15 protein-coding genes are annotated in these 16,738 nt (G+C 64.0%); 11 read left to right on the top strand and 4 right to left on the bottom strand.

Annotated features, from left to right (window positions below):
* Positions 1-7 precede the first annotated feature (7 nt).
* From QWJ37_RS13735 to QWJ37_RS13725, 3 genes are all read left to right on the top strand, one after another.
* Positions 8-1,492 (top strand): aldehyde dehydrogenase family protein, encoded by a 1,485-nt coding sequence (locus tag QWJ37_RS13735; protein WP_290245595.1) that lies wholly within the window; start codon positions 8-10, stop codon positions 1,490-1,492.
* A gap of 55 nt (positions 1,493-1,547) precedes the next feature.
* Entirely contained in the window at positions 1,548-2,405 is an 858-nt protein-coding gene (locus tag QWJ37_RS13730) for an IclR family transcriptional regulator (RefSeq protein WP_290245594.1), read from the top strand.
* 94 nt (positions 2,406-2,499) lie between these two features.
* A complete protein-coding gene (locus QWJ37_RS13725) occupies positions 2,500-3,252 on the top strand; it encodes an IclR family transcriptional regulator (RefSeq protein ID WP_290245593.1) in 753 nt (250 codons plus the stop codon).
* A gap of 63 nt (positions 3,253-3,315) precedes the next feature.
* On the opposite strand, the gene QWJ37_RS13720 is transcribed toward QWJ37_RS13725, so the two are convergent.
* The gene (locus QWJ37_RS13720) at positions 3,316-4,527 is read right to left on the bottom strand and encodes an FAD-dependent monooxygenase (protein WP_290245592.1); all 1,212 of its coding nucleotides are present in this window, start codon (positions 4,525-4,527) and stop codon (positions 3,316-3,318) included.
* Between the two features lie 245 nt (positions 4,528-4,772).
* Between QWJ37_RS13720 and QWJ37_RS13715 the strand changes: the two genes are divergently transcribed.
* The 5 genes from QWJ37_RS13715 to QWJ37_RS13700 all read left to right on the top strand — a co-directional run bounded on the left by QWJ37_RS13715 (position 4,773) and on the right by QWJ37_RS13700 (position 11,409).
* Positions 4,773-5,549, top strand: a complete 777-nt coding sequence (locus QWJ37_RS13715) for an electron transfer flavoprotein subunit beta/FixA family protein (protein ID WP_290245591.1) — start codon at positions 4,773-4,775, stop codon at positions 5,547-5,549.
* A gap of 11 nt (positions 5,550-5,560) precedes the next feature.
* Positions 5,561-6,553 (top strand): electron transfer flavoprotein subunit alpha/FixB family protein, encoded by a 993-nt coding sequence (locus tag QWJ37_RS13710; RefSeq protein WP_290245590.1) that lies wholly within the window; start codon positions 5,561-5,563, stop codon positions 6,551-6,553.
* Complete coding sequence (locus tag QWJ37_RS13705; protein ID WP_290245589.1) at positions 6,553-8,550, top strand: cytochrome b/b6 domain-containing protein; 1,998 nt, start codon at positions 6,553-6,555, stop codon at positions 8,548-8,550. Before QWJ37_RS13710 ends, QWJ37_RS13705 begins: the two co-directional genes overlap by 1 nt.
* Positions 8,551-9,440: 890 nt before the next feature.
* Positions 9,441-10,349: a YDG/SRA domain-containing protein gene (locus QWJ37_RS16210; protein WP_356882517.1), complete on the top strand. Its 909-nt coding sequence runs from the start codon at positions 9,441-9,443 to the stop codon at positions 10,347-10,349.
* A gap of 13 nt (positions 10,350-10,362) precedes the next feature.
* Positions 10,363-11,409 carry a hypothetical protein gene (locus QWJ37_RS13700; RefSeq protein WP_290245588.1) on the top strand — a complete coding sequence of 349 codons (1,047 nt, stop codon included), beginning with the start codon at positions 10,363-10,365 and terminating at the stop codon, positions 11,407-11,409.
* A 534-nt stretch (positions 11,410-11,943) separates the two neighbouring features.
* Here the strand turns inward: QWJ37_RS13700 and QWJ37_RS13695 are convergent.
* Complete coding sequence (locus QWJ37_RS13695) at positions 11,944-12,684, bottom strand: hypothetical protein (RefSeq protein ID WP_290245587.1); 741 nt, start codon at positions 12,682-12,684, stop codon at positions 11,944-11,946.
* A 137-nt stretch (positions 12,685-12,821) separates the two neighbouring features.
* On the bottom strand, positions 12,822-14,102 hold the full coding sequence (locus tag QWJ37_RS13690; RefSeq protein WP_290245586.1) for a hypothetical protein: 1,281 nt from the start codon (positions 14,100-14,102) through the stop codon (positions 12,822-12,824).
* Positions 14,103-14,284: 182 nt separating this feature from the next.
* Here QWJ37_RS13690 and QWJ37_RS13685 point away from each other — a divergent pair, with 182 nt between their 5' ends.
* From QWJ37_RS13685 to QWJ37_RS13675, 3 genes are all read left to right on the top strand, one after another.
* Complete coding sequence (locus tag QWJ37_RS13685) at positions 14,285-14,413, top strand: hypothetical protein (protein WP_290245585.1); 129 nt, start codon at positions 14,285-14,287, stop codon at positions 14,411-14,413.
* A gap of 159 nt (positions 14,414-14,572) precedes the next feature.
* The gene (locus QWJ37_RS13680) at positions 14,573-14,938 is read left to right on the top strand and encodes a hypothetical protein (protein ID WP_290245584.1); all 366 of its coding nucleotides are present in this window, start codon (positions 14,573-14,575) and stop codon (positions 14,936-14,938) included.
* Positions 14,939-15,001: 63 nt separating this feature from the next.
* Positions 15,002-15,472 carry a hypothetical protein gene (locus QWJ37_RS13675; RefSeq protein ID WP_290245583.1) on the top strand — a complete coding sequence of 157 codons (471 nt, stop codon included), beginning with the start codon at positions 15,002-15,004 and terminating at the stop codon, positions 15,470-15,472.
* Between the two features lie 650 nt (positions 15,473-16,122).
* Here the strand turns inward: QWJ37_RS13675 and QWJ37_RS13670 are convergent.
* Entirely contained in the window at positions 16,123-16,728 is a 606-nt protein-coding gene (locus QWJ37_RS13670; RefSeq protein WP_290245582.1) for a hypothetical protein, read from the bottom strand.
* Between the last annotated feature and the right edge of the window lie 10 nt (positions 16,729-16,738).

Here is a 16,738-nt window from a genome sequence, read left to right as displayed (position 1 = left end):
AGCGGCCATGGACATGCTTCAGGTTGAGGAATGGGCCGTCCCGCGCGGCGGGATCTGGACGGACGGCGACGGCGAGCCGCTGCCGGTGCGCGAGGCTGCCACCGGTGAGGTGATCATCACGCTGGCCACCGCCTCCGTGGCACAGGCCGAAGAAGCCGCCCGCACCGCGGCCCGCGCCCAGCGGGACTGGGCCGCGCTCCCGCCGTCGGCCCGCGCCGCCGTGCTCCGGCGCGCCAGCGAGCTGTTCGCGCAGCATTCGGACCGGATCACGCCGTGGATTGTCCGCGAGAGCGGCGGCACCTGGGCCAAGGCCGGCACCGAGATCCTCGCCGCCGTCTCCGAGTGTGCCGAGGCGTCCGCGCTGCCCACCCTGCCGCAGGGGGACACCCTGGCCACCAACAAGCAGCGGTGGTCCTTCTCCCGCCGGGTTCCCGCCGGCGTGGTGTCCGTCATTGCCCCGTTCAACTATCCGCTGACCCTGGCCATCCGCTCGGTGGCTCCGGCGCTCGCTGTCGGCAACGCCGTGCTGCTGAAACCGGATCCGCGCACCACGGTGTGCGGCGGCGCCGTAATCCAGCGGATCTTCGACGAGGCCGGCCTGCCCGCAGGCGTGCTGCAGGTCCTTCCCGGCGGGGCCGAGATCGGCGCGGCCGTGGTCAGCGCCCCCGAGGTGCGCATCATTTCCTTTACCGGTTCGACGGCGGCCGGCATCAAGGTGGGCGAGGCCGCGGCACGGCAGATGAAGCGGGCGCACCTGGAGCTGGGCGGCAACAACGCGGTCCTGGTGCTGCCGGGGGCGGACACTGCTGCCGCTGCGGCTGCCGGGGCCTTCGCTTCTTTCCTGCACCAGGGGCAGATCTGCCAGGCGGCCGGCCGGCATCTGGTGCACGTGTCCCAGGTGGAGGACTACCTTGCGGAGCTGGCCCGGATCGCCAAATCCCTGATGGTGGGGGACCCGTGGCGGCAGGAAGGCGTGCAGATCGGCCCGGTGATCGATGAACGCCAGCTGGCCGCCGTTGAAGCCCTCGTGGACGGCGCCGTGGCAGCCGGTGCCCGGGTGCACGCCGGCGGACGGACGGACGGCCGGGCCTACCTGCCCACCGTGCTCTCCGGCGTCGAACCGGGCATGCCCGTGTGGCGGGACGAGATCTTCGGGCCGGTGGCCCCTGTCCTGGCCTACGAAACCCTTGATGAAGCGGTGGAGCTGGTCAACGCGAGCCCGTACGGCCTCTCCGTGGCGGTGCTCGGTGATGCCGGCACGGCCATGTCGGTGGCGGACCGGATCCACAGCGGGGTAGTGCACATCAATGAGCAGACCGTGGGGGATGAGGCCACGGCACCGTTCGGCGGGATGGGAACCTCCGGAAACGGTGCTCGCTTCGGCGGCCCGGAAGCGAACTTTGAGGCCTTCACGGAGACACAATGGGTCACAGTACGTCCAACTATTGAGACCTACGCCGTGCCGTCCGGGCGGGCGCCGCTCAACGGATAGAATCGCCGGGTGGCTGGCGGAAACGGGCCCGCCCCACGGGATAGACGGAGATTTTATGGCAGGCAACGGCACGGTGGATCCGCACGAGGACACAAAGCGGTCCGTCCTTGGCAGGGCCTTCGAAATCCTGGACTGCTTCGAGGGCGGCCAGGAAATGACGGTGGCCGGGATCTGCGAACGGACCGGCCTGCCGCCGGCCACCGTGCACCGGATGCTCGCGGCCCTGGTGGAGTGGGAGGGCGTGGAGCGCCTGGCCCGCGGCCGCTACCGCCTCGGCGCGCGCATCTGGCGGCTGGGCGTCAGCGCACCGCAGGTGCGGCGCCTGCGGGAGCTCGCCCAGCCGTACCTGGTCAACCTGCACATGGCCACCCGCGGAACGGTCTACCTGGGCGTCCGTGACGGCCAGGACGCCGTCTTCGGGGACCGGATCACCCGGGTCAAACCCACCGCAGCCTCCTCCTTCGTCACCCGCCGGATGCCGCTGCAGAGCACGGCCGGCGGCCGGGTGCTGCTGGCCTACAGCGAGGACGCCTGGGCGCAGGTCCGGAAGGACGCGGCCCTTGAAGCGGAGGACAGCAGCGGCGCAGCGTACGACGACGGCGCCTCCGCCGCGGGTGCCGCGGTTCCGTACGGGCTGGCCGCGCTGGAACGCGAGCTGGCCGAGATCCGGAGGCAGGGTTACGGTGTGATGCTCAACGATGGGCTGCCCGGCCGGACCTCCGTGGCAGCGCCCGTGTTTGGCGAACTCGGCACGGTGGTGGCCAGCCTCACCGTCTCCTTCCCGGAAACCCGGATTCCTGAGCCGCGCACCATCCTGCCGCAGGTGCTGGGGACCGCCCGGGCCATCAGCGGCGACCTGTCCCGGCACTCGCTGCCGGCGTCGTCCGCTGTGCCGCCGGAACCTGCCCACTAATTACCGGGAAGCTCGTTTACAGCGACCTACGTTTTCAGCGACACCGGCGCAGAATCGCATTCTGGAGGGCGAGACCCCGCTAAGGTCTTGACGTATGACAGCTAAGCAGCGCGAGAAGGACGAGCCCACCTATCCCATCGGATCGGTGGACAAGGCCCTGCGCCTGGTGGTCCTGGTCTCCGAACACCCGGCCGGCATCCGGATCGGCGAGGTTGCTGCCGTCCTGGGCGTGGCTCCGTCTACGGCCCACCGGCTGCTCCAGATGCTGGTGCACCGCGGCTTCGCCCGCCAGGACCCGGACACCAAGGCCTACCATCCCGGTGAAACCCTGGACCGGCTCTCCGACCAGCGCGAGCGGGTGCGGCAGCTGGCCCGGCCCATCCTGACCGGCCTGGTGGAGGAGTTCGGCGAGACCGTGCACCTGGCCATGCTGGACGGATGGAACGCCCTGACCATTGCCTCCGTGGAAAGCCCGCATCTGCTGCGCGTGGGCAACCGCGAGGGCCACGCCCAGCCCGCGGTGCGCAGCGGCATGGGCCGGGTGCTGCTGTCCAGCAGCGACACCCAGGTTCCCGCGTCCGTGCTCGAGTCTGCGGGCGTGGACCGGGCACGGTTCGAAGACCACCTGGCGGAGATCGAGGCGAACGGATTCCTGCTCCAACACGGGGAAGTGGAGCACGGCGTCACCGCCCTGGCCGTTCCGGTGTACGGGCGGGACGGGGAATCGGTGGACTACGCCATTGGCGTCACATACCCCACCGGGCGGATTGAGGAAACGGCCCTGGCCGGGCTGGTAGAGGCTGCCAAAACAGCAGCGGTGCAGCTCGGAGATGAGCTGCACCGCTGAGCTGCACCGATGAGCTGCACCGCTGAGCTGCACCGCTGACAGGCGCCGGGTCCGGCGGCCGGGTTAGATCGGGTAGTTCCGCTCCTGCGGGGCCCGGTCCAGCGGCATGAACATCCAGTCCAGGTCCGAGTAGTCCTTGGGATCGTGGTCCCGGAAAATGAAGTTGCGCATGTTCCGGCCCACTCCCTCAATGTGGAAGAGCTCTCCGGCCGCGCGGGCCAGGCGCTGGATGTTGCCGGCGTGCTTGAGGCGGCGGTCCTGGTACGCAGCGAAGGCGCCCTCGACGTCGTCCGTCCGGTTCAGTTCCTCGGAGATCGCGATGGCGTCATCGATGGACTGGGCGCCGCCCTGGGCGAGGTACTGCAGCATCGGATGGGCGGCGTCGCCCAGCAGGGCCACCCGGCCGTCCACCCACACATCCGCCGGTTCGCGGTCATACATGGGCCAGCGGATGTCGCGGCTGAGGTACTGGCCGGCGTTCTGCACGGCGTCGCAGCACGCGGAGAAGCGGGCGTCCAGTTCCTCCGGGGTGCCCCAGTTGTCGTGGTCCGGGGAGTAGGCGTCCGACTTGAAGACGGCAACGTTGTTGTACAGCTTTCCGCCGCGCAGGGGGTACTGGATCAGGTGCATGTTCGGGCCCAGCCAGCACAGCACGGCGGGGGAGGAGGTGACGTCCTCGCCCACGGCTTCAATGGGGACCGTGCCGCGGTAGGCCACGTACTTGGACGGCACCAGATCGTCATCGATGATGGCCCCGCGCAGGTTGGAGCGCACGCCGTCGGCCCCGATTACCGCTTCGGCAAGATACTGGGAGCCGGAGAGGGTCTTGACCAGCACCGTCCCGTCGGCCTGGTTGGTGGCTCTGAGCACCTCCGCATCGGTCTGCAGCTGCACCCGGCCACTCTCCTGGCAGGCCTCCAGCAGTGCCGAGTGCAGGTCCGCGCGGTGCGTGACGATGTAGGGGTAGCCGTAGTGCGCCTGGAACTCTTCGCCCAGGTCAATGGTGGCAATGGTCTGGCCGGTGACGGCGTCAATGTAGATTTTCCGCTCCGGGACCACCGCGTCCTTCTTAACCTTGTCCAGCACGCCCAGCCGGTCCAGTGCGGACAGCGCATTGGGGGCCAGCTGAATGCCGGCGCCCACCTCGGCGAATTCGGGGGCGCGTTCCAGGACGAGGACGTCCTTGCCGGCACGGGCGAGGCCGGCAGCGGCGGCCAGGCCGCCGATTCCTCCGCCTACCACCAGGGTGTGGACCTTCGTGATTTCCTGCGTCATGTCTTGCTCTCCTCCGGTGCGAATCCGCGGCGTCGCGGTTCCTGCTGATTCTGTATAGCGGAACTTCATTCGTTCCAACAGAATAGGGAGGGATGGAAGCTGCGTCAATGGGTTGCCACCGCACTATCAGCCAGTGAGAGGACCGGTACGCAGCCTGCGACTCCGCCACTAGGCTGGCGCTGATGAAACTGAGGCGGTGCCCGCGGGCCGGGCCGCCGTAGCTTCCGCACACTTAAGGAGCCGTAATGAGAATCGTTGTCTTGGTCAAGGAAGTCCCGGACACCTATGGGGACCGCAAGCTGTCCCTGGAGACCGGGCTTGCCGACCGTGCGGCCGGGGACGTGGTGATGGACGAAATCGGGGAGCGCGCCCTGGAGGCGGCTCTGACCTATGCCGATGCCAATGCCGGCACCGAAGTGGTCCTGCTGTCCATGGCGCCGGAATCCGCCTCCGCAACCATTCGGAAGGGCCTGGCCGCGGGTGCGTCCTCGGCCGTGCAGGTGGCGGACGAGGCCCTGCTGGGCGCGGACATGAACCTGACGTCGGAAGTGCTGGCGGCCGCAGTGCAGCGGATCGACGCCGACCTGGTGATCGCCGGCAACCAGTCCACCGACGGCTCCGGCGGCATGATGGCGGCCATGCTGGCCGAACGGCTGGGCCTGCCCCAGCTGACCTTCCTCTCCTCCGTTGAGATCTCCGAGACCGCGGTTTCCGGAACCCGGATGACGGACGCCGGCACGGCACAGGTGTCTGCGGACCTGCCCGCGGTGATTTCCGTGACCGAGGCGCTGCCGCCCTGCCGCTTCCCCAATTTCAAGGGCATCATGGCCGCCAAGAAGAAGCCGTTCGAGGTGCTGAGCGCCGCGGACCTGGGCCTGGACGCCGAACGCCTGGACGTTCCGCGTTCCATCCTCACTCAGGTATCCGTGCGTCCGGCCCGGGGGACGGGCGTGAAGATTGTGGACGACGGCGACGGCGGCCGGCAGCTGGCGGAGTACCTACTCGAAAACAAACTGGCCTGAGGGGCACCATCATGACTGAATTCGCAACTGATTCCATTCTCGTGCTGCTGGACACCCTTCCCGGCGGAGCCCTGGCCAAGAGCGCTTCGGCGCTGCTGGGGGCCGCGGACAGCATCGGCACCCCCGTGGTGCTGCTGGCCGGAACACCGGACGACTTGGCGGAGGCGGCCGAGGCCGCCGCCGGCTTCGGTGCCGCGCAGGTCCTGGTGGCGGACACTTCCGCCTCCGGTGGGGAGCTGACCGTGCCCACCGTGGATGCCCTGGAAGCGGCAGCCGCCCTGGTCCGGCCCGACGCCGTGCTGATCTCCCACTCCGTGGAGGGCCGCGACGTCGCCGGGCGGTACGCGGTGCGGGCGGGCACCGCCGTGGCCGTTGATGCGGTGGGCGTGGCCCGGGATGCCGAGGGCATTGTCGCCCAGCATTCCGTGTATGGCGGCGAGTTCCTGGCCGAATCCGCCCTGACCTTCGGCACTCCGGTCATCACGCTCCGCCAGGGTGCCGTTGAGGCACGGGCCGAGGCACGGCCGCTGCAGCGGCAGGACCTGTCCTTCACGCTCTCCGGTGCCCGCGCCGCCACGGTGAACTCCTTTGACGCCGCTGCAGTCAATGCTTCCCGGCCGGAGCTGCGCGGTGCCGCCAAGGTGGTGGCCGGCGGCCGCGGACTGGGTTCCGTGGAGCAGTTTGCCCTGGTGGAGCAGCTGGCCGACGAACTCGGGGCCGCGGTGGGTGCCTCCCGTGCCGCCGTCGACGCCGGGTACATTCCCTACGCCCATCAGGTGGGGCAGACCGGCGTCTCGGTGTCCCCGCAGCTGTACCTGGCCCTGGGTATTTCCGGTGCGATCCAGCACAAGGCCGGCATGCAGACCGCCAAGACCATTGTGGCCGTGAACAAGGATGCCGATGCGCCGATCTTTGAGGTGGCGGACTTCGGTGTGGTGGGTGATCTCTTCAGGGTGATCCCGCAGGCCATCGAGGTGCTTCAGGCGAAGAAGGCGGCGTCCTGATGCCTGCCGCAACCACCACCCTGCGCCGGGGGCTGCCCCGCCGGCCGGGCGGGGAGCCGTGGCCGGAGGTAGATGGGGGAGTGGTGGGTGTTGGCAGGGGCGCGCAGACTGCGGCGGCTGAGGCCGGGGCCGCTGATATGCAGGCTGAGGTCGCCCCGGCCGAGGGCGCCCCGCAGGTTGCCACCGAGGCGGCGACTCCGCAGGAGCCGGCCGAGTCCACAGCCCAGGCTGTTCCTGCGGCTGAAGCCCCTGAACCGACTGACCAGCCCACTCCGCCGACCGAGTCTGCATCATCGGCGACCGTTTCCCTGCGCCGCGGACTGCCGCGCAGCCCGGGCGGCGAGCCGTGGCCGCCCGGTGGAGTGTCGGTGCCGGTCGCAGCCGCCGTTCCGGCGTCGTCGGACGCGGCTGCGAACAGTTCCGCATCGGATCATTCGGCTAACGGCGGCTCGGCAGCGGGCGCTTCGGCACCTACCGGTTCCGCGGGTGCCTCCCCGGCGTCGGTGACGGAAGCGCCCGTCACCGACTCGGCGTCGGCGTCCTCCGCTGCGGCTGTCTCCACTCCGGTGCCCGCAGTTGCAGCCAGTGCCCCGAATCCGGACGGCACCCGGACCGAGACGGTTCGGCTGCGGCAAGGGCTGCCTCGGAAGGCCGGAGAAGGCTCCTGGCCGACGGTTGCCGAAGTCGAGACCGAAGTGGCCGCCGTCGAGCCCGTCGCCGCGTCGTCGTCGTCACCTGCGGCGGGTGCACCCGTTGCCGCGTCAGTGACTACGGACGCAGTGGCAGCAGATGCCCCGGAGGCCGCTGCGGCGCCGACAGTAACCGCAGCACCTGCCGGGAAGGCAGCGTCAGCAAGTGCTGCGGCTGTTCCGGCAGAGCCGGCGGCTCCCGCCAAGCTGGCAGCTCCTGCCGGGGCTGCAGCTGAGGCGGAACCCGCTGCCCAGGCCAAACCGGCTTCACCTGTCGCTTCGGTTCCCCTTGCGGCCTCAGGCAAGCCGGCCACCGCGGCCACCCCGGGCACGCCAGCAACCGCGGCATCCCCGACCAAATCGGCATCTGTGGGTTCCTCCTCCGATCCCGGTAAGGCGTGGCTGTCGAACCGCTGGGCGAAACTCGGTGCCGCCGCCGCAGCCCTGGTGGTCCTTGCCGCCGTGGCCGTGCTGTGTTCGCGCTGGTTCCTCAGCAGCGACGCCGGCGTTTCCTTCTTGGCGGCGTATCCGGGGGAGTATCACCTGCCCGAGGGCGCTCCGGTCGGGCTGCCGGCCTGGCTGGGCTGGCAGCACTTCATGAACGTGTTCCTGATGGTGCTGATTATCCGCTCCGGTCTGCAGATTCGTCGGGAGACGCGGCCCTCCGCGTACTGGACGCCGAAGCGCCCGGGCGGATCCAAGGTCAGCCTGACCGTCTGGTTCCACCAGTCACTGGACCTGCTCTGGCTGGTGAACGGGGCCGTGTTTATTGTGCTGCTGTTCGCCACGGGCCAGTGGATGCGTGTCATTCCCACCTCGTGGGAGGTCTTCCCCAACGCGGTGTCCGCCGGGTTGCAGTACATGTCCCTGGACTGGCCGACGGATAACGGGTGGGTAAACTACAACGCCCTGCAGCAGCTGGCCTACTTTGCCACCATCTTTATCGCTGCGCCGCTTGCCGCAGCGACCGGTTTCCGGATGTCGGGCGTGTGGCCGAAGAAGGCCGTGAAGGCGAGCAAGCTGTTCCCGATCGAAGCGGCCCGCCGGGTGCATTTCCCGGTGATGCTCTACTTCGTGGCGTTTATTGCGGTCCACGTCATCCTGGTCTTCGCCACGGGCGCGCTGCGCAACCTGAACCATATGTACGCGGCGCAGGGCTCCACGGATCCCTCGGCGTATGCGTCCAACTGGTTCGGCTTTTGGATGTTCGTCTTGTCGCTGGCCGTCATTGCTGGAGCGTGGGCAGCCAGCCGGCCGTTCATTCTGGCGCCGGTGGCCTCCCTGTTCGGGAAGGTCAGTTCCCGGTAACGGTTTTCCAGTCCTCCGGCCACGGGGTTCCCCTGTCCCGTGGCCGGGGTTTTATCCCCGGGGTTGCCGCACCGCCACGGCTTCAACACTGCGACGCCGTTGTCCGTATGACCCTTGGTGGCCGCGCGGATCGGCGAGGTGGAGCTGCACAACCTCGGCTTGGGCGGCAGTACCATGGTGGATCCGTTCACCGCGCAGCTGATGCGGGATACCCCGGCGGACCTAATCATTCGAAGCCGTGCATTGACGGGCTCGACGGGGACGTGTGCCTGTGGCGCATGGGTTCCTGGACACCATCCACGAGGGGCATCCGGAGTCTCCGCTGGTACTAATTTCGCCGGTTTTCTTCCCACCCATGAGGACACTCCCGGTCCCGGGGCGTTTGATCCGTCGTCGTTCGGGCGGGACAGGTGAAGTTCCTTGCTGCCGGCGATCCGGCGGGTGTGGCCGCAGGGCAGCTGACGGTGCGGGTAACCCGCGAGGCGCTGGCGTCGCTGGTGGAACGCCCGGGGGAGGATCCGAACCCTGTACCTACCTGGACGGGCCGGAACTGTTCGGAGCAGTGGACGCTAAGGAGCAGCCGCTGTTCGACGCGCTGCATCCGGATAGCGCCTCCCCATCAGCCGATCGGTGAGCTGTTCGCTAATTATGCGTTTGATGGGAAGGGGCCGTTTGGGAAGGTGTTCGGGGTGGGGGTAGCAGGAATAGAAGAGACCCTAAGCAGTAAAGCTGCATTGTTTTGAACACAGCAAGTGTTCCACTATCGAGCATGAGGATCTGCTTACAAGAACCTCCTAGCTCCCGATGGTTTAAGAGAGGTGGCGCGTTGCGTCACGGGAAGCCTTTGGCTTGAGTCTTAGTCTCTCGGGGGTAACACGGTGGTTCAGCGCATGTACGGAGAGGTGCCGGGTAATCCCCCGGGTACTCGGTTTGCTAATAGGCGTGCGGCTTTTGACGCCGGTATTCATAGAACGATTCAAGCAGGTATCGCAGGAACGGCTGATGGAACGGAATCAATTTGTCTCTCCGACGGGTATACGGACGACGATATCCAGGAGGACCTGATAACCTATACCGGCTTCGGAGGGAGGAATCCCAACACGGGGCGTCACACTGCCGACCAGAAGATCATGCGAGGCAACGCCGGTCTAGTCCGAGACTACGAGCTCGGGAGGCCAGTCCGCGTTCTTGCTAAAGAATCAGTCCTTACAGGTCGCAAATCGGATGCCTCCTACATCTACTTGGGGCTGTTTCTAGTTACCCAATGGAGTTGGGGCGAACGGGACAGCTTCAAAGTGCTTCGATTCCAACTACAAGCGGAGCCTTTCGACAGCCTAATTCCGGGTGAGGTGTCCCAGGCGCTGGTTCGCGGTGAGGAACTTCCGCCGCTCAGGCGGACATCACTAGTCAATCGCAGACTACGGAACCCTGACGTTGCGGACTCCGTGAAGAGGCTGTACGGCAATACGTGCCAAATCTGTAGAACCCAGTTAAAGACTGCTGCCGGTACCTACGCGGAAGCGGCGCATATACGGCCACTGGGGATTCCACACGAAGGCCCTGACATCCTGGAAAACTTGTTGTGTCTCTGCCCGAACTGTCATAAAGAATTCGACGGTCACGCCTTGACCGTGGATGAGGCTGGAAAAGTATATGAGTTTGGGCGGTACAAGGCAGACCTATTCGTACGTCCTGAGCACCAACTCGAGATGGACTATTTAGACTATCACCGGGAGATATCGGAGAGCAGATCACGCTTGGTGGGAAGCCACCAGTCGGTCCAGTCACAAAACAAATAAGGTTAAGGAACAAATGACGAGATACTTAGTAGCGCCCTACCTGGTACAAGCTAACTTCCGCGGCGACCGCTCGATTGCATTGCCAATCGACGATATAGATGGGAGCGGTGAAACCCTAGAACTGGCCTTAGGCAACATACTGAAAAGTATGCTTGACCGCGCGGATCCCTATCAGGAAAAGGCTGATCCAAATAAAGACTATCTGATAACTGAAGTACACGCCGTGTCGGGCGAAGCGTACCTGGTAACGGTCGAGCCTGGCAGAAGGGGAATGCGGAGCACCGTCAGGAAGCCGTCAGGTAACCAGTATCTGCGCCAGGTAGGGGACACAGAGTATACTCCTCTGCGTCATCTTATCTATTTCCCGAAGCACGGTCATTCAGCAATAATATTTGCGGAACGTTTTGGGCGTTATGGGGCAATGACGTTCCTGCGCAACTGTTTTGTACAAGTTTTGCGTGAAAAATATGAAGCATTGACCTTTCATATCGACCCCATGACCACGCTGGAAGCCCTTGATACAGCTACTTACAAAAACCTTATCTTCAAAGCGCCGCGAAAGAAGGACAGCTCGGGTCGGTTCTTGGATTACGCACCTCAGGTCGGGATAGATCTCGCGTTTAAAGCTCGGCGCAGGGTTAAGTCCTTGACGACCAGAGATAGTCTTGGTAATGACAGGATCGATGCAAAGAAAGTATTTGGCGTACTTCGAACCGAGGGTCCCGATGCCGGCATATCTGCTCCAACGGACACGAAGGGGTGGGAAGCTTCTTTGACCGTTGAGATGGATGACGGATTGCCTAAGACCTTCAAAATCGATAGCGATGGTCCTGCATTGGTGTATCCGATCAACGGGGCAACTATCAACGGAACGAAGATCGGATCCACCAGATACCCCTCTACCGACGAGTATCTGGCTGTTTGTCAAAGCATCGTGATGGACATTGCAGGTCAATACAGTCTTACAACGCGGACCAAACTACCGCCTGAGGTGGATTTGAAGCCATGGAGCGGGGTAAACGCGACCCCCTGGGACGTGACGTACTATGACAACCCTTAGTCATGGCGAGATAATAAGGGGGCAGTTTACCCATCCCCAGCAGGGGGTATGGCATAAAAGCATTAGGTGGTTCCAAGTCATTCTAATTCTTGGAGCTATCGCTGTCGCGGCATTGATTGCGATACTTGAAGTTCGGACAGTTGCGGTTGGGGCGATCCTGACTGCCACCTCAATCATTACTGGTCTCACATTTACCATGGCCATGAGGTTTTGGGAAAAACGAATCGAAATCAACTCGGCCCCGCAGATTGCTGGATATACTGAACGGCGAAAACTGATTGCTGAATCGGGGACACACCTGATATGGACCGTACTGGTGGGTGTATGCTGCACCGCTTGGACAGCCTTCGCTGCACTAGTATCGGGTGAAAGTATCTCCCCCTGGGCGACCTCCATCTGCGCCGGGTTACTGAGTTATCAGTTAGCTCTAGTGGCTCAAGCCCTGCTCAAAATGTATACGAGTTCTATAGAGCTTGGATGAGGAGGGGTGACAGCACGGATATTGGCGACGGCGGCTGTGATTGGTAACGATCGTCAGCTGTTTCTAGCCGAGCTAAGCCCAAAGAACCGATCGAAGTACTCGCCCAACTTCTCGAGAACCCGCTGCTTCTTCTCGCCAAGCCCACCGGAAGGAGCAAACCGAGACACCGGAGGCAACACCCTGGTGATCGCCGGTCCAGCTATCTGAATGCTCCCATCAGCGAACGCCATGTCAACAAAGGTCCGAGTGGCATCGGGGCGCAGGTTCTCCGCCTCGATGATCTTCTCGAGCTCACTTTCGCGGCGCTCCTCGATGAAAGCACGCCAGTCTTCATCGATTTCCCCGGTAATCGAAACGCGGTCAATGAAGGCTTCAACCAGGTCCTTCTTGTTACGCAGGGTCGGGCTGGCATCGACGGCACGGGTGATCTCGGCCCGGATCTCTTTGTCCTCGCCATCACCGCGCTGCGCGCGGTACTTCTGGGCAAGCATGAGGACGTAGTCGACCTTGATCTCGACCTGCTTGATCAGCTCGATTTCAAAGACGATGTCATCGTTGATCTGTTGCTTGTCGGCAGTTTTTTCCTTGCGGAACTCCGCGTACAGGTCCAGGTACACGCTGCGGTAGTCCTGGCCCTGCCTGTCGGTCAGGATCTCCTTCCCGGCGAACTCGTCGACGGAAGTCAGGATGTTCTGCAGGCGCAGGACCGTGCCAAACAGAGCGATGAATTCCTTCTGCGCGGATTCCCCGACAATCGATGTCCCGAGCGGGTAGGCGGTGAGGAGTTCGTCCACCTTCCCCAATTCGGGCCGACTTCCATACGTGACCTAGGCAAACGTATGTTCGGGACTTTTGCGGAAGCTCGCCTGCGTGGCAGTTCCGAAGGGGTTTCCGCAGGGCCGATCGGTCACGATTAGCGCCCCCAGTCGCGTCAGGCCTCGGGCGTCTTGTCGCCGCCTAGCGATCCCTTGCCGGTGATCAAAGCGCCTGCAATGGCTGTTGCTCCTGCGATGGCGAGCCCCCTGAGCACCGGCTTGCCCTTCTCCCAGGTGACCGACCCGCCTTCGGCGAGGGCGTTCTTCACCTGTTCGACCTCCAGCAACGCCGCCCGCCACTGCTTTGCCGTGATGTCGTTCCAGTCGATCTCGAGACCTAGCGCGTCATAGAGATTCTTAACCGTGCTTCGAGATTCTTTGATCGTGCCGAGCACCCTAGGCGACTTCTTGGGGTGCCCCACCAAGTTCTTATTGGCGCTCTCTGCACTTGCCGTCATCTGGCCCATCAGATCTGCGACACCGTCGGACAGCTCGATGATTGCCTCTTGCCGGTCCTCCTGGATCGCCCGGCGCTTGGCGTCGAGTTTGCTCGGGGCGATCATCGCCGTGTGCTCCAGTTCGAGCACAGAGAACTCGTCCAGTGCGGTGAAGCAGCGCGCGATCACTCCAACCCACAGCTCGACCTGCTTCTTCAGCTCCGGCAGGTGGGCATCGAGGTCTCCGACGCGCTTGTGTTGATCCATGTCTGCGGCGACGCCGCGCAGCTTCTCGACCGCCGTGGATTGGATCTCTCGGATCCTCTGCGGAGCGCCAGCGATCTTGTCCCATTCCTGTGGGTCGACCTCGCCCTGAATCCGCAGGAACGTCTGAGCGGAGCGGAGATGCCGCTCAACGCCCCTCAGAGGACCAAGAACCTCGTCGCGCTGGCCGCGGAGCACTTTATCGATCTTTGCGTCCAAAGACGCCAGCAGAGCCCGCAGCTGCTCGGCCTCGGCTTGGCTAGCGGCTTGCGCAAGCCCGCCGGCGACGCCGGAGAGCGTACCGGGGCTAGCGAGCCTTGCACCTTTCGAGGTGCTGATCTTCAGCCACTGCTTGATGTCGCCGGGGCAGCCCGCCATTGCGTACGCCACGCCGGGGACGTTGGTCTCAGTGAGTCCGAACTCCTTGATCGCCTGGGCCGACTCCTCAGTGAGTTTGACCCACAATCCCGATTCCGCTACGTCGTCCGTGATTGCTTGGGTCACTTCTGAGGCAGTGCGGAGCATCGGCACGAGCTGCTGGGAGGCGATCACCATGGCACGTTCCAGCAGGCCAACGGAGCGCATGAAGCCCTCTACAGCACCTTTGCTGCTTCCGACGACGAGGAGGTTCTCCCCGTCTCGCATCAGCTCTACCTCAAAGGCCGGCTCAGCTGTTTCATCAGGCACTTCGCTCATCTTCGAAGGGTATCTGGGAATGTGCTGATGAAGCGAGTGCGTTCCGCGGCCCGGCACACCTCAGAGGTGGTGAAAGTCCTATCAATACTCCCGTCAGCACCCACGTCCGTGATCTGGCTCGTCGACGTCCATTCCTCGAAACCGAACAGGAGCGGAAGAAGAAGAGCTTCGGTTTCAGGGACGTGGTGATCTGGGAAACGGTGCTCGCGGTGCTCGACGGCGCGGACTCCGGCGACACCGTCTTGTTCGTCACCGCTGACAAGGGCTTCGTCGAGAGAGGAGAGACGGTAAAGATCCACCCGGCTCCTTGAGGACCTCGATGCGCACGGCATCGACCACGGGCGCATCGCGGACGCCAAGGCCCTCAATCATGTTCTGGCCGTAATCAAGACCCATGATGAAGTTTCACGGGTGACGTCGCGACCGAGGCGGTCTTCGCTCTGGCCGGCGAAGAAGTCGGCATTCAGCTGGTGCACGGGGGAGACTACGACTACCCCGACTTCGTCAAGTTCACCGTGCCCGGTTTCGAGAACCCTGAGATCTCCGAGCTCGAGCTCATCACCGATTTCGACCTGGAGGAGGACGGCTCCAAGGCCACCGCTGCGGCAGACGTTGACCTCTATCTCGATGAGGCCATCTGTAAGGGAGACTGGCTCGGCAGCGAGGACGAGCCATTTCACGTCGGTCCTGAGCTCAACCGTCACTACTTAGAGGCCGATGCCTTGATTAGGGTTCGAGCCGTCGTCGAGCTGGACGATAGCGGCGTTGAGCCAGTCGTGACCAGCATAGAGCTCCATGACAAGGAAGAGGCCCAGCCATCGGCCGCAGGATCGTAGGGTCGCGAGGAAGAGGCGGCAGCCAGTCCGAGGAGCTGGCACGGGATCGAGTACAGTCGCTCAATGAGTGATATCGAGAGTCTCCAGATGGTCCGCAGGACGCCCGTGCGCAAACGCCGGTACTGGACCCCCACCTACGAGGGCTCTTCCGACTTCCAGATGCTGTGGTGGAGGGACAAGTACGAGAGCGAACCGCCAATCGAAGACCATTGGGTGTCGTTCGTGTTTGGCGATCGAGAAGTCGCGCGGTGCAAGTACGTCATGATGGGCGCGCGTGCGGACCCCGTCCTCGGCGATCTCCCGCACGGGCAGCTCGACATCCTTGCGTTCGAAGTCGCGGTCCCCATGCGCCGCAAGGGCGTTGGCCGCGCGGCCGTTCAAGCCATCAGGAACCAGAACCCGCTGCCGCGCCTGACTGCTTTGAACGATGGAGTCGAATCAAGGAAGTTTTGGGACGGCCTCGGCTGGATCAGGCATGAGCCGGCTCACGCCATCTTGAGAGGTGTCGAACGGGTGACCTACTCCGAGCCATAAGGCCCGGAGGTACGGCGATGGTCGGCTGGCGAGCTGGCGACGCTCGTGAACGCCATGGAGACGATGGGCGAGGGCGGCTCGGACTGGCAGTGCGGCGGCGTCGGTCAGAGCTCTGGTCAATCATGGTGATGGACCCAGACCTTCGCCGGAAGCTGCCTAGCGCTATAGAGATCTGCGTGGCGGCCGGGCAGCTGCAGGCGGCACTCCGTTTGGAGATCTGGTACCAGCACTTGGCCGATGACCCAGTAGCCGTCGTGGACGCGATGATGGAGGAGCATCCCCGTCTCGCGGAGGAGCAGATGGCCAGATACCTCGCGCAGCATGTGCATGAGTCGGGCGACTCGACATTTACTGAACCTCGGCCCAAGACCTGTCGCTGAATGCCTCTGCTCAACAACCACGATCCGGAAGGTGTCGCCACCGGAACCGACATGGCAGCCGGGGAAACGCTTAATGGAGGCACAGCCCGACGGGCTCTACGTGACGTAGAGCTGCAGCCAAAGTGTTCGGCAAAGCCGGGCTCCGGAGAGACATCGAGCGGGTCGGCCGTCTGAGGATGATGGACGCCCGGCGTGGCACCGGCGCTGCATCGACTCTTTCGGAGCCCCGACCGGGATTCCCCGATGGCTGCCGGTTTCCGTGCTGAGAGCTCATGCTCCTCTGTTTGCCACCTGCATCCCCAGAGAGAAGATCCAGCAGAAAAGTAACCAGTAGATGCCCGCCCCATTGAGAACGGGCAGCCAAAATTGACGGAACAAGTCGACCTGAGGGGCAGCGGGTGGCCCCAGCCTGGACCGGGGTCTTGGCGCCGGAGAATACATGTAGATGCTTTTGGCGACTATGAACGCCACGATGCTGGTTACTACGAGGCTGATGTTCAGGAGAAAGCCGCCCGTTTCTCCGAGCTGCTCGCTGTCCAGGTACACTGCGAGGTCTTCGGGCTCTGCAAATATTTCAACGAACCAGCGACCGGCAAGGCTGCTGATCCAGTTCATGAGAGACGAGACGGCCATCGAAAGCATGAGGAAGCCACATGTCCATTTGATGCGTAGGGACCGCCAGTGCTTTTCAGCTGAAGTCATGGTTTCGTTCATGAACACATAATTACTCACTGGCCGGAAACGAAAGCGGTCGGCAGCAACAATCCGCCAGCCGCCCGTAATGCTCAGGTGCTGACGGGTTACATCGGTTCGGAGTACTTCCACTGAGGCAGGGCAACCATCGCCAGCGAGGACTTTCCGGATGGCGATGCGCACCGCACAGTCT

Source organism: Arthrobacter sp. YD2 (assembly GCF_030410475.1).
Taxonomy (GTDB): Bacteria; Actinomycetota; Actinomycetes; order Actinomycetales; family Micrococcaceae; genus Arthrobacter_B; species Arthrobacter_B zhangbolii.
Note: the sequence above shows the minus strand (reverse complement) of the source record. Positions and strands in the feature narration are given on the sequence as shown.